We start from the raw sequence: 14,437 nt of genomic DNA, 5'->3' as shown, positions 1-14,437 counted from the left end.
ATAGGAGGAAATGACGATGAGTTCTCCAAACGATACCCTCAAGCCTGAACGATTAGGCGTTTCTGGCTCTATTGCGGCTATGTTCCAAAATTCGGCAATGACACCGCTCCTTGCACTGGTTGGGCTATTGATGGGCATTTTTGCCGTCATCGTGACTCCAAAAGAGGAAGAGCCACAAATCGATGTAACTTTTGCTGACGTGTTTATCCCTTTTCCAGGTGCGACGCCATCAGAGGTTGAAGCATTGGTCACCTATCCAGCAGAACAAGTTATTTCTGAGATACAGGGCATTGATAAAACCTATTCATTTTCGCAAGCCGATGGAGTGCTAATTGTCGCCATTTTTGAGGTTGGCGTATCGCGAAACGACGCAGTTGTACGTTTATACAACAAGGTATATTCCAATAAAGATTGGTTGCCACAAAATAGCGGCGTTGGCGACCCAATAATCAAGCCTAAGGGGATAGAAGATGTCCCCATAGTGACGTTGACCCTGCATGACAAACGACCTCTCGGTGAAGACGATTCAAATTACAACTCGCACCAACTCTTGTCTGACGTGGCACACGGCTTGGAAACTGAGCTTAAACGTATTTCGGGTACCAGAGATGTCTATACCGTGGGCGATCAGCAAACGGTTGTTGATATCCGCCTAGATATCGCTGCAATGAATACATTTGGTATTAGCGTGCAGCAGCTCAACCAAGTGTTTCAGGCAGCTAACGTACAGTCGCCTCAGCTAACCTTTACCCAAGACAACCAAACTCTGCCGATGAGGGTCGGGCAGTGGTTAAGCGATGTGTCTGAAATCAGAAATTTGGTAATAGGTGTAAGTGATGGCAATCCTATTTACCTTGATGATGTGGCAGAGGTGGAGCTAAACCTTAGCGAAGTGTCACAAAGTGTATGGTTCGGAGATAAACAAACACTTAAGCCGGCAGTGACTATCGCGATTGCCAAAAAGGCGGGTGAAAACGCGGTTAATGTAGCGAAAGAGATAGAACAAAGAGTCAACGAGCTCCATAACGTATTGATACCGGATACGGTACAAGTGGAAGTGACCCGAGACTATGGCAAAACCGCGGAAAACAAAAGTAACACCTTGATAGGTAAGTTGGCGTTCGCCACTACCGCCGTGGTTTTGTTAGTGTTACTGACAATGGGTTGGCGAGAAGCTTTTGTCGTTGGCACGGCGATTGTAGTTACGCTGACCATGACTTTGTTTGCATCTTGGGCTTGGGGCTTTACGTTAAATCGCGTGTCTCTTTTTGCATTGATCTTTTCAATCGGTATTTTGGTGGATGACGCGATTGTCGTGGTCGAAAATATTCACCGACACATGGCGCTGGATCAGGCTGCGGGCAAACAATCCTCCATGTTAGAAATTATTCCAAAAGCGGTGGATGAAGTTGGTGGCCCCACGATTTTGGCGACCTTTACGGTCATTGCAGCCTTACTTCCGATGGCATTTGTATCCGGCTTGATGGGGCCGTATATGAGTCCAATTCCAATCAATGCGTCAATGGGGATGATGATCTCATTAGCAGTCGCCTTTGTTCTCTCGCCGTGGTTGTCTGCCAAAGTTCTTAAACAACACTACGTGGCTACATCTGGCGCTAATTCTCAGCCAACGTCAGATGATTCTAGTTGGTTCCACAAAATCCTTTCTCCCTTTGTGTTGTCAAAACATCAAACTCGAAATCAAATCCTACTTGGCATTGCCGTTATCGCGATGATCGTTGGATCGATTCTTTTGCCTGTAGGCAAAGCCGTCATCCTAAAAATGCTGCCGTTTGACAACAAATCGGAATTTCAGGTGATTTTAGATATGCCGGAAGGTGCGACCTTAGAAACAACTCAACGTTTGTTATTTGAAATAGCGGACGAAATTAAAACAACGCCAGAAGTGAGAGACTATCAAATTTACGCAGGCTCTGCGGCGCCAATAAACTTTAACGGCTTAGTACGTCACTATTTTATGCGCAGCCAAGCCCATCAAGGCGATATCCAGGTCAATCTTGTAGATAAATCTGAAAGAGAGCGAGATAGCCACACCATTGCCAGCAGCATTCGACAATCACTTAACCAAATTGCCAAACCTTATGGCGGAAAAGTAAAAGTGGTGGAGGTGCCGCCCGGCCCTCCGGTATGGTCACCGATTCTTGCCGAAGTTTATGGGCCAACAGAGGAGATCCGTGCTGACGCTGCGAGAAAAGTACGAGATTTGTTCAAACAAACAACTGACATCGTGGATGTTGATATCTATTTACCAGAGAGCCACCAACAATGGCGAATCAAGATAGACAGAAATAAAGCAGCGCAACTGGGGGTACCGTATTCGTCAACTGTGGATACGATTTCAACTCTAGTGGGAGGCAAACCCATTTCTTACTTGCGAAATGACGTTGCCAAATACCCTGTGCCAATAAGAATAGAAGCGCAGGAAGCTGCTAAATCTAATTTAGATAATTTGTTATCGCTTGAAGTCGCCAGCGAGTTTGGAACTGTCCATCGCTTAAGTGAGTTTGCTTCGGTACACATAACCAAAGCTGATGACTATATCCTTCATAAAAACTCAGTACCTATGATTATGGTAGTAGGTGACATGTCTGGTGAAACCGATAGCCCCCTATACGGCATGGCAGAAATCGGTTTTGCAATCGAGGAGCAGTTAGGATTTGAACAGTACTACATCAACCAACCGGATGGGCTAACTGATGTCGCGGTCTTGTGGGATGGGGAGTGGACTATTACTTACGAAACATTCCGCGATATGGGCATTGCGTACGGAGTAGGAATGATCTTGATCTACTTACTCGTGGTTGCTCAATTTAAATCTTATCTCGTGCCGTTGATTATCATGGCGCCAATCCCACTAACCATCATCGGAGTCATGCCAGGCCACGCGATCCTTGGTGCACAATTCACGGCTACTTCTATGATAGGGATGATAGCTTTGGCGGGAATCATCGTTCGTAACTCTATTTTGCTGGTGGATTTCATCAATCAACAAGTCGAAGAAGGTATGGAGTTCTCCCAAGCGGTAATCCAATCTGCTGCAGTTCGCGCCAAACCTATCATGCTAACCGCAGTCGCCGCCATGATAGGCGCTGTGTTTATTTTGGATGATCCTATCTTCAACGGGCTTGCTATCAGCCTAATCTTCGGGATATTGGTTTCGACGATGCTGACGCTGGTGGTGATACCTGTGGTGTACTTTACTGTCTATAAATCAAAGTACGGGTAGTGTTCGAATATTTTCTTTAAATTGTTCGAGACTGGTACCGCGTCGACAAAGTCCGAGTCTCATTAGTGAGAAACATGTCTTTCGATGACTATCACTATTGGCTGTATGTGATATGTGTCGCATTATCTAGTTGTGCTAACTTGCTGTTAAACCAGTTGCAATTAAAATTGTTTCGCTTATTTTGGGGCGCACAAGAAGTGCGTCCCTTTTTCTATTTTGAAGCGTTAACAAAAATATTAAAGCGCAGTTGGTTGGTTAGGGATTTGAGATGGCTAAGAAAGTTCTCACGGTTTTTGGTACTAGACCAGAAGCCATTAAAATGGCGCCACTAGTAAAAGTGCTTGCGAGTGACGACAGGTTTGATGCCAAGTGTTGCGTAACCGCGCAACATCGCGAAATGCTCGATCAAGTACTAGAACTGTTTGAAATTACGCCAGACTTTGATTTGAATTTAATGAAAGCTGGTCAAACATTAAATGACGTAACAGCTCGAATCCTACTTGAACTTAAACCGGTACTACAAGAATTCAAACCTGATGTGGTTTTGGTACATGGTGATACGGCAACTACGTTTGCTGCGTCTCTCGCGTCTTACTACGAGCAAATAGCAGTAGGGCATGTTGAAGCGGGACTCCGTACAGGTAATATCTATTCTCCTTGGCCAGAAGAAGCAAATAGAAAGCTCACCGGTGCCCTAACTACCTATCATTTTGCGCCTACAGAATCTTCCAAACAAAACCTTCTTAAAGAAAGTTATAAAGTTGAGAATATCAACATCACTGGTAATACAGTAATTGATGCGTTGTTAGAAGTGGTTGAAAAAGTACGTAACGACATCGATTTAAACAGTACCCTAAAAGCCGTATTCCCATTTGTTGACGAAGATAAAAAGCTACTTTTGGTAACTGGGCACAGAAGAGAAAACTTCGGTGGTGGCTTTGAAAACATCTGTAAAGCTCTTTCACAATTGGCAAATCAACATCCAGATTTACAAATTGTTTACCCAGTACATCTAAATCCGAATGTTCAAGAGCCAGTAAACCGCTTGTTGAAAAATTACAGCAACATCTACCTCATTGAACCTCAACAATATCTGCCATTCGTCTATCTAATGGATAAAGCACATTTAATTTTGACCGATTCTGGTGGTATTCAAGAGGAAGCCCCTTCACTTGGTAAACCTGTACTTGTAATGCGAGATACTACAGAACGGCCCGAAGCAGTAGCGGCAGGCACAGTCGTACTTGTTGGCACGGATAGTGAAAAAATAGTCAACTCTGTTAATGAGTTACTATTCGACAACGACAAATACCTAGCGATGAGCCAAGCACATAACCCATATGGTGATGGCAAAGCATGCCAACGCATTCTTGACGTATTGGCTGCGTCTTAGCAAATTCTGTTCTAAATAAATTTGGGAAAAATCATGAGTTTTGAAAAAGTATCTGTAATTGGACTTGGTTATATTGGTTTGCCAACAGCCGCAGTTGTAGCTTCACGCGGCATTCAAGTCATTGGTGTTGATGTAAATAAAGAAGCCGTAGATACCATTAATCAGGGCAAAATTCACATAGTTGAACCTGACTTAGACATTGTTGTGAAAGGGGTAGTCGCGACAGGTAACCTTAAGGCGGCACTAGAGCCAGAAGCTGCAGACGCGTTTATGGTAGCTGTACCCACTCCCTTTATTCACAGTGATAGTGGCGAACATAAACCTAATCTTTCCTACATCGAAGCGGCGGCAAAAGCCATAGCACCGGTGTTAGAAAAAGGTAATTTAGTTGTTTTGGAGTCTACTTCTCCAGTCGGTGCGACAGAAAAAATGGCAGGATGGCTTTCTGAAGCAAGACCTGATTTAACCTTTCCTCAACAAGTTGGCGATAGCGCAGATATTAAAGTCGCACATTGTCCAGAGCGTGTATTGCCTGGCTATGTATTGCAGGAGTTAGTTTCCAACGACCGCGTAATTGGCGGTATGTCTGCTGCCTGTAGTCAAAGAGCCAAAGAATTGTATGAAACATTTGTTCGTGGAGAGTGTATCGTAACGAACGCACGTACCGCTGAAATGGCTAAGTTAACTGAGAACTCTTTCCGTGATGTAAACATAGCATTTGCAAACGAACTAAGTGTTATTTGCGACAAGATGAAAATCAATGTTTGGGAATTGGTAAAACTCGCTAATCGTCACCCTCGTGTAAACATATTAAATCCTGGTCCTGGAGTGGGTGGTCATTGCATCGCCGTTGACCCGTGGTTTATTGTGGATAGTGCTCCAGATGAAGCGCAGATTATCAAACAAGCTCGCTTAACAAATGATGCAAAACCATATTATGTAATTGACCAAATTACTAAAGCGGCTGATGAGTTTAAACGACCTGTAATTGCATGTTTAGGCCTTGCTTTTAAAGCAGATATCGATGATTTACGTGAGAGCCCTGCACTGCAAATTGTTGAAGAACTAGCAAAACGAGATGTAGGAAAAGTAGTTGCTGTAGAGCCTAACATCGAATCACTGCCTAATAAGCTAACTGATACTGTTGTTGAACTCGCATCATTAGAAAATGCTTTAGAGCAAGCAAATATTGTTGTTGTTTTAGTTGACCATAAACAATTTAAAAATGCAGATAAAACAGAATTTGCCAAGAAAGTTGTAATTGATAGCCGCGGCATCATTTAGAGAATTGAGTAAATATGTTTTTTGGTAGGCTAAAAATTGATAATTTTGGTGATTACTTAACTACTGGAGCTGGAGTTGCATTTGCGCAGCTTCTATCATTTTTTAGTCTTCCATTTATAGCAAAGCTTTCAGGGCCTGAGGCATTTGGACAATATAGCTTTGCTATATCCATTTATACAATTTTGGTTGTAATCGCATCCCTTCGCTTAGAGTATTCTATTTATTCAATAAGCAAATTAACTCTGAGGCTTTTAAAAACTTTTCTTCTTAAGATAGTTTTTTTTACATCCATTTTATTAGCATTTATAGCAGCACTAATAATAGAGAATGATGATTTTGCTATTCAAATAATTACGGGACTTTACGTGATTATTTCTATAGTTTTATTTGAGTTTTATATTCAAAATAATATTTTAGAGGGAGACTTTAAAAGAAATGCTGTGATGCGAATAATGCGCGCTATTATCTTGCCGAGTGTTTTTTTTGCTTCATACCTTTTAGGTTATTACGGTCATATCGCAATAATTTTATCTTACGCTTGTGCTCATGTTTTCCCAACATTACTATTAAACAGCAAAACTAAGCAAAGTGGATTTCTAAATAACGTCGGATTTTTAAGAGCATGCATACTTCTTTACAGAAGAACAAAATCGATCATATTGTATATGATTCCAGCGCATCTATTAAATAGATATAGTACTGCTATCTTTGTCATTGTCGTTGGTTTTCTATCAGTGTCAAAAAGAGAATTGGCTTATTATGCATTAGCGGCAAAATTTATGATTGCACCTGCATCCATTATTATCAGTGCTACTGCTGATGTTATAAAAAGGGAAGTGAAAGTTGCTCCTGAGAAAGCATTGAAGAACTTTTTTAAAATAAGCTTTCTTTCAGGAATTTTTGCAATGGGAGCTTCATTTACAGTCGTATTTTTTGGAGAATTCTTATTTGTTAATATTATGGGAGAGGACTGGCGAGACGCTGCCCAGTACGCGATAGCGTTAATCCCTTACTTTTTAATATTAATAACTTTGGGCCCAATAACTCATGTGTATGTAGTACTTGGAAAACAGAAGTATGACTTTTATTGGCAAGTATTCAATATGTTCTTTGTAAGTTTATCTCTTTTTATTGGCTTACAAGATTCTTTATTGAGCGGTGTTTGGTATTTTTCTATTGCTTATGCAATTTCAATCGCAATTTCATCTTTTGTATGTATATCTCTTGTTAAAAAAGCTGATATTAAGCCGAGTTTAATAAAGGGAGAAAAAACGTGAATTATTTTACAGCCCGCTTAAAAAGTGAATTGGGCATTGTTCTACCAATTATATTACTAGTAAATATTATCTTTACTGGTTTAATTGCTAGCTATTTAGGAATTAAGCAAATGTATTGGGGAGCTTCACTATTATTATTACTGCTATTTTTTAGCAAGAAGAAAACTAATAAGTTAGTATTTAATTCTCAAGTGTTACTTCTCTTATTTATATTATATATAGCTTTTAATTGGTTGTTTATTTCTCAAAATGTTGAACTTAAAACAATTGCAGTTAAAGATTATTTAATTCCAACTGTTGTAGCATTTTTTGCTACACAAATATATTTATCAGCATCTAACTATTATTATCTTTATTTGTGTTTAAGGGTGTTAGTTTTTGTACAGTTACCATTTGTCTTTGTCCAGTTTTTCATTACAGCAAGGAATAGCATACATCGTGAGTTTGATTGGGATATGATTTCTGGAACTTTTGGATTTAACGCAGAAGGTGGAGGAGGCAATAGTTCGGGGTTGCTTTTATTTCTTTGTTACTTTTCTTGTTTAGCTTTTAAAAAGATGAAATTGATTGGATCTACAAAATTGGATTATTTAGCTATTACTACTAGTGCAATTTGTGTATTTATGATGGAGACCAAAATTTTCATTGCATTACTACCTTTGATCTTGTTCTGCACTTCATCAAGAAAAGAGCTTATTAATCCCAAAACAATAATCAAATATAGCATGATTCTTATTGTAGTTTTTACAGGGCTTTTGTTTAACTATAATAGTAATTTTTCAACAGGAGATCGCGAAGGACGAACTTTAAGCGAGTATATTGTTGATATTAATGCAAGCTATTTTGAAAACGATGTAATTAATTATGAAACGGGTGAAGTTAGTAGGCAATTAGGTAACAGGATATGGCAAGCTCACAATATTGAGCGTGGTGGAGTAACATTTAACACTTTATTTGGCTACGGCTTAACATCATCAAAAGTATCACCTGAAAGAGATATACCGACTATCAATATTCCAACAAATGTTAATTTCGCAAGTACACAAGCTACAATTTACTTGTGGGATATTGGCGTTATAGGTGTTGTAATTTTGTTTGCGTTTTTAATGTTTAAAGGTTTTGAAATCTTTAATGGAAAAACAGACTCACCTTATGAAGCAATGTTTAGAAGTGGAGCTTTGTTCTTAATTCCTAGTTTTTTGTTATTTAGTATTTACAGCGCTACTTCACATGTAAACCCAATCACATATACCATCTTCTTGCTTTTATTAATGACTAACTTTAGAGATTTTAGAAGAGGTCTTTCGTGAAAAAGAATTTAATGATTGTGTGTTCATCTCAATTCGGTTACCTAATCGATACTTATTACTACGCAAAGCACTTGAAAAGTGAATTTAATATTAAATATATTTGTATCGACTCTAATTTGCCGCCAATAGAAGAATCAGGAGTTGAAGTAATACCCATAAAGTTGGAAAAAAAGGGCATACTTAAGTGGATAGAATTTCTTAATAAAGTAAGACCTTATTTGAGCAAGAATGATATTGTGTTTGTTAAGTATTTTCGATTTTGTTCCTTACTACGAAGTTCCATTGGTAAAAATAAATTTATTTTAGATATTAGAACTGGCTCAATAGATCCAAGCTTCCTTAGTCGTTTTATTTATAATACAACTTTGAAGCTTGAATCTTATTTTGCTTCGCATGTTAATATTATCTCGGATTCTTTGGCCTCATTGCTAGGCATAAAGAAATATAGTGTAGTTCCCTTAGGTTCTCCGACTTTTAATAGCAAGGTTAAACATTTTAATGGATTAAGATTACTTTATGTTGGAACGCTATCAAATAGAAAAATCGACGACACTATTACCGGACTTTCTGAATATGTTAATAGGTCGAAAAATCATGGAGTATTAAGTTATGACATTATTGGTGACGGACCCAATTGTGAAGTTGATAAACTTAAAGCTCTCGTAAAAGAACTAGGTTTAGGAGATGTTATTCATGTTCATGGAAGAATACAACACGATCAACTTGAGCCATTCTTCGAAAAATGTAATTTAGGGGTGTCATATATTCCTAAAACGGATTATTTTCACGTTCAACCTGTGACAAAAACACTTGAATATATAGCTAACGGTATGCCAGTTATTGGTACATCAACAATGGAACAATCTAAAGTGCTAAATAGCGATAATGGAATTTTATGTGAAGATACCCCCGATTCTTTCTGCCAAGCGCTTTTTGAATTTCAAAAAAATAAGCATACGTTTAACTCAGACAAAGTTCGTATTAGTACAACGACGGATACATGGTTGTCAGTAACAGAAAAATTAAAGAAAACCCTTTCTTCAATAGGAAATAGTTAAAGAGATTCAGATGCCTAATGCAATTTTGTTTTATAGAATCGGAAGATGGTTTTATATCCGAAAAGTACCCATAGTACCAAAATTATTTCAATTATTAATCTTCTTGCTATATAACTCGAAAATCCCACCATCAGCAGATATAGGTAAAGGGAGTTTTTGTGTTGTAAAGGGCGTTGGTGTAGTGATTATAGATAAGGCTAAGATTGGAAAACGTTGCAGAATCGGTATAGGGAGCAAGATTGTTGGTAAAGGACCATTTAAAAAAGTTCCCAGTATTGGTGATGATGTTTTCATTGGCCCAGGTGCGGTGCTAGCAGGACCTGTTATCATCGGTAATAGAGCAGTTATCGGCGCTAATTCAGTTGTAACAAAAAGTGTACCAACAGGTGCCATTGTTGCTGGTATTCCTGCAAAAATTATTGGCCATGTAGATTCACTTAAGTATGACATTCTTAATAATGAAAGTTATGACGATAGCATAGCTCCTTATCTAAAATAAATAATTGGTTAGATCAGTGTTTACTACCAAAATATACACAAAGTCACCTATATGGGTACAGAATCTTCTGCTTAGCTTTAGAGCTTTAATTAGAAAAAATTTGAGAGAAAACAAGAAATCAAAGAACCTCATGCAAGTATTACTTGAGAATGAAGTTAGCAGGGAAAAATTAGATCGTTTTGCGAAAGAACGCCTTTCAGATGTACTGAAGCACTCTACTGCAAACGTACCAAAATATAAGAACCAATCAAAAAAAATTGATACCTTTCCGTATATATCAAAAGAAGATATTAGGAACGCTCCGAATGATTTTGTAGATACGAACTACAAGGGTCCGATTATTTATGGTTCTACTAGTGGCACTACAGGCTCGCCTTTAACTATCCCTCAAAATATGGAATCTGTTATTCGAGAGCAAGCTTTTATTAGTAGAAGCTTACATTGGGCTGGTTTTAAGAAAGGTGATAAAAGAGCTTGGATCCGAGGGGACCTGATTGTTCCACTTTCGCAGAAAAAAGCACCTTTTTGGCGTTATTCATATTTTGAAGATATGATTTTATTGTCATCTTTTCATATGACAGCTGAGAGTTTACCTAAATATATTGAAGCTATGGTCGATTATGGCGTGGATGTTATACAAGCATATCCGTCTTCGATAGTGACCATTGCAAAATATTTAAAAGAAAATGGTCTGTTTTACCCTGGTAAGATTAAATCAATCTTAACTTCTTCTGAATCGCTTTCGCAAGATGATAAAGCACTATTGGAGGAACGTTTTAAATGCAAAGTATTTGACTGGTACGGACTCTTTGAACGTGTTGCAGCGATAGCCAGCTGTGAAGCAGGAAAGTATCATATTCTCACTGATTACTCTTATGTGGAATTTTTACCTGCAGGTGAAACCAATGATGGTCGTAGACGTGCTGAAATAGTAGGGACCAATTTCAACAATTCAACTTACCCTTTAATTCGATACAAAACTGGCGATCATGTAGTTTTATCAAATAACGTCAAGTGCGACTGCGGTCGAACCTATCCTGTTATAGATTCAATTGAAGGCCGGGATGTACAACATGTATTTAACCAGTCAGGTGAAAAAATCTATGCCTTAGATCAATGTGTTAAAGGTGCAAAAGGGATTATTGGTAGTCAATTTGTACAGTTCCAGGCGGGTGAAATTACGTTAAATGTAATTGCTGATAAAGCTTTTAATAAAGAACAGCAAGCTATAGTGACTGAAAATATTAAAGCTCGTTTAGGACAGGAAATTGATGTCAAATTTGAGTTTGTATCTGAATTGAAAAAGACAAAAAGTGGTAAAGCAATTCAAGCTATTTGTCATGTTGAGGAAGGGAATGGAACGTAAATTTATAAATATTACTCTTGGTACAGATATTGGTGAGAAGGGTGGCGTCGCTACAGTTTTAAATGGTTACAAAAACAGTGGATTTTTTGAAAACAATAATGTTCGTTTAATAGCTTCACACAAACGAGTTGGAAGGTTTTCTCTCTTATTATTTTATTTTAGTTGTTTAATAAAGTTGTTATGGCTACACATTGTATCTAATGTCGGCGTTGTACATATTCATATGGCTTCAAGGGGGAGTTACAAACGAAAATCTCTTATAGTCAGATTATGCAAAAAATTAGGCTCTAAGGTGCTTTTGCACCTGCATGGTGCGGAGTTTAGAGACTTTTATCATAATGAATGTAATGATTCAAAAAAACAGCATATTGCACAAACCTTTAAATTAGCCGATTGCCTGATTGTACTTTCTACTCAGTGGAAAGAGTGGGTTGATAATACGTTTAATAACAGCGTGAATGTTAAGGTGGTTTACAATGCTGTGCCGAAATTAAGCCTGCCTCCAAAAAAACAGAACAGATCAAAAAACATTGCTTTTTTAGGCAGAATAGGTGAACGAAAAGGTGTTTACGACTTAATAAAGAGCTTCCCAGCAGTATTTGAAAAACACCCATCAGCCAAGCTTGTACTTGCAGGTGATGGTGAGATAACTGAAGCTAAGAAACTCGTAGAAAAGCTAAATTTAAGTTCATATATAGAGTTCTTAGGTTGGATCTCTGGAGAGCAAAAACTACAAGTGCTTCAAGAGGCTTCGGTATATTGCTTGCCAAGTTACAATGAAGGTTTCCCTATGGGTGTGTTAGAAGCAATGTCAGCCAAAATCCCAGTTGTTTCAACTTTTGCTGGTGGCATCCCTGATGCAATAACTAGTGGTGTTGATGGTTTGTTAGTTGAAGCTGGGGATATACAAGGTCTTTCTAATGCATTAATTACCTTACTTACGGATGAGAAACTTGCTTCTCACTTAGCTGAAAGTGCTTTAATAAAATTTGAAAAGAATTTCAGCTTTAAAGCTATCAATCCCCAATTAGAAAATATCTATTCAGAGTTGCTAGAATCTAAATGAATATAGAATCAATTAAAAACAAACTTCATAAGAGTTCATCCGAATCTAGCTATGCTGGTTATGATCCGTTTGATGGCTTAAATAGCAAGCTTTTCGATGCGTTACCTTTCTTAAAAAAAGGGGGGGGTGGTTTAGCTTGGATACAATTATTTAAACGTTCACCAATTAACTTGAGGCCATTATTAGGAGTCCCTAAAAAACGAAATCCAAAAGGAATAGGGCTTTTTATCCTCGGCATGGTTGAAGAATACAAATCTTCTGGTAACCAAAACTATATCCACGAAGCTATGAAGCTCGCTGATTGGTTGGTTGAACAGCAATGTAGTAAGCAGGATTGGCGACATGCTTGTTGGGGTTACCATTTCGACTGGAAGGCACGTGCTTTTTATGTACCGAAAGGGAAGCCAAACGTAATAACTACTATATATGTCTCTCAAGCACTGTTTGCTTTATCGAATGAGATTAAAGAAATATATCAATCCAAAGCTGATGAATATAAGAAACTAGCTTTTGATTCAGCTAATTTTATTGTTAAAACGCTTTACTCTGAGCATTCTGGCCGTAAATTCTTTGCTTACATTCCAGGTGAAAAAGCGTTTGTTCATAACGCAAGCCTATGGGCTGCAGCATGGGTTGCAGTAGTTGCTGCAGAAACCCGAAATGAAGAGTACAAAGCACTTGTATTGGCTGTGGCACGTCAATCAGTAAATGAACAGGGTGAAGATGGTTCTTGGGTGTATGGTGCACGCCACCACCATCAGTTTATTGATGGCTTTCATACAGGGTATAACCTAGAAGCGTTAGATTTAATTCGTAAGTCCTTTAATACCAATGAGTTTGATGCTTCAATAGAAAAAGGTTTTAAATATTACAAAGAGAATTTTTTTGAAGCGGACGGCACTGCAAAATATTATCATGATAACCCTTACCCGTTAGACCCGCATTCGGTTTCTCAGGCAATTATAACGCTTGTGAAACTCGGTGATGGCGATAAAGATTTAGCATTAGCAAAAAAAGTAGCTCTTTGGTCTATCGACAATCTTTATATGCCTGAAAAAGCGCAATTTGTTTATCAGAAAACAAAAAGTGGAACTAACAAAATTAACTATATGCGTTGGACTCAAGCGTGGATGTATTACGCTTTTGCTATCTTAATAAACAATACAGATTCGAGTAATGAAACGAATTAACTTTTTAGGCACACCTATGGATTCGGCAACAATGGTCGAATCTGTCGAAATGATCAAGAATCGAGTAAAAGCAAACGAATTTACGCAGCATGTTGTTGTTAACGTTGCAAAAATAGTCAATATGCGTAAAGATGCACTTCTTGCCGAAAGTGTGAAAAGCTGTGACATCATAAACATAGATGGTATGGGGGTAGCTTGGGGCGCGCGTTTTCTTGGTCATGTTGTTCCAGAGCGAGTTGCAGGCGTGGACTTGTTTCACAACTTAAACGCTATGGCAGAAAAAGAACAATTATCTGTCTTTTACCTTGGTGCTCAAAAAGAAGTGGTTGAAGTGACCGCTCTCCGAATGCAAAAAGCGCATCCAAACTTGCATATTGCGGGCATCCATCATGGTTACTTTTGGGATGATGAAGAAATAGTAGTAAATCAGATAAAGGAATCCGGCGCTAAATTGCTGTTTGTTGCTATTACTTCACCAAAAAAAGAAAACTTCATAAATAAATGGCAAGACAAGTTAGGAGTGAAGTTTGTAATGGGTGTCGGTGGCACGTTTGATGTGGTAGCGGGCAAGGTCTCTCGAGCTCCCGTCTGGATGCAAAATGCGGGCTTGGAATGGTTGTATCGTGTTATTCAAGAACCTCGCCGCATGTGGAAAAGATACTTAGTTACCAACAGCCAGTTCGCTTGGTTATTAATTAAGGCTAGGTTCTTTGGAACCGAAGTGAAAACCGAAATCGATTGACTATA

Annotated in this window: 11 protein-coding genes; all 11 read left to right on the top strand. The window is 38.5% G+C overall.

Annotation, left to right across the window (positions count from 1 at the left end; translation table 11 throughout):
* Positions 1–16: 16 nt before the first annotated feature.
* The 11 genes from ACXAFJ_RS19475 to ACXAFJ_RS19425 all read left to right on the top strand — a co-directional run bounded on the left by ACXAFJ_RS19475 (position 17) and on the right by ACXAFJ_RS19425 (position 14,432).
* Positions 17–3,247, top strand: coding sequence for an efflux RND transporter permease subunit (locus tag ACXAFJ_RS19475; RefSeq protein WP_475325735.1), 3,231 nt, complete (start codon positions 17–19; stop codon positions 3,245–3,247).
* Positions 3,248–3,515: 268 nt separating this feature from the next.
* Positions 3,516–4,640 (top strand): non-hydrolyzing UDP-N-acetylglucosamine 2-epimerase, encoded by a 1,125-nt coding sequence (wecB, locus tag ACXAFJ_RS19470; protein ID WP_475325733.1) that lies wholly within the window; start codon positions 3,516–3,518, stop codon positions 4,638–4,640.
* A 33-nt stretch (positions 4,641–4,673) separates the two neighbouring features.
* On the top strand, positions 4,674–5,924 hold the full coding sequence (wecC, locus tag ACXAFJ_RS19465; protein ID WP_475325732.1) for a UDP-N-acetyl-D-mannosamine dehydrogenase: 1,251 nt from the start codon (positions 4,674–4,676) through the stop codon (positions 5,922–5,924).
* A 14-nt stretch (positions 5,925–5,938) separates the two neighbouring features.
* Positions 5,939–7,201, top strand: coding sequence for a lipopolysaccharide biosynthesis protein (locus ACXAFJ_RS19460; protein WP_475325730.1), 1,263 nt, complete (start codon positions 5,939–5,941; stop codon positions 7,199–7,201).
* Positions 7,198–8,511, top strand: a complete 1,314-nt coding sequence (locus tag ACXAFJ_RS19455; RefSeq protein ID WP_475325729.1) for a hypothetical protein — start codon at positions 7,198–7,200, stop codon at positions 8,509–8,511. The genes ACXAFJ_RS19460 and ACXAFJ_RS19455 overlap by 4 nt, the downstream gene beginning before the upstream one ends.
* A complete protein-coding gene (locus ACXAFJ_RS19450) occupies positions 8,508–9,569 on the top strand; it encodes a glycosyltransferase (RefSeq protein WP_475325727.1) in 1,062 nt (353 codons plus the stop codon). Before ACXAFJ_RS19455 ends, ACXAFJ_RS19450 begins: the two co-directional genes overlap by 4 nt.
* 10 nt (positions 9,570–9,579) lie before the next feature.
* Positions 9,580–10,068, top strand: coding sequence for a serine O-acetyltransferase (locus ACXAFJ_RS19445; RefSeq protein WP_475325726.1), 489 nt, complete (start codon positions 9,580–9,582; stop codon positions 10,066–10,068).
* A 16-nt stretch (positions 10,069–10,084) separates the two neighbouring features.
* Positions 10,085–11,434, top strand: a complete 1,350-nt coding sequence (locus ACXAFJ_RS19440) for a phenylacetate--CoA ligase family protein (RefSeq protein WP_475325725.1) — start codon at positions 10,085–10,087, stop codon at positions 11,432–11,434.
* Positions 11,424–12,500 carry a glycosyltransferase family 4 protein gene (locus tag ACXAFJ_RS19435; RefSeq protein ID WP_475325723.1) on the top strand — a complete coding sequence of 359 codons (1,077 nt, stop codon included), beginning with the start codon at positions 11,424–11,426 and terminating at the stop codon, positions 12,498–12,500. The genes ACXAFJ_RS19440 and ACXAFJ_RS19435 overlap by 11 nt, the downstream gene beginning before the upstream one ends.
* On the top strand, positions 12,497–13,690 hold the full coding sequence (locus tag ACXAFJ_RS19430) for an aspartate-semialdehyde dehydrogenase (protein WP_475325722.1): 1,194 nt from the start codon (positions 12,497–12,499) through the stop codon (positions 13,688–13,690). Before ACXAFJ_RS19435 ends, ACXAFJ_RS19430 begins: the two co-directional genes overlap by 4 nt.
* Positions 13,677–14,432 (top strand): WecB/TagA/CpsF family glycosyltransferase, encoded by a 756-nt coding sequence (locus tag ACXAFJ_RS19425; protein ID WP_475325721.1) that lies wholly within the window; start codon positions 13,677–13,679, stop codon positions 14,430–14,432. Before ACXAFJ_RS19430 ends, ACXAFJ_RS19425 begins: the two co-directional genes overlap by 14 nt.
* The last annotated feature ends 5 nt before the right edge of the window (positions 14,433–14,437 follow it).

Source organism: Vibrio sp. ABH4_348, from assembly GCF_056159765.1.
Note: the sequence above shows the minus strand (reverse complement) of the source record. Positions and strands in the feature narration are given on the sequence as shown.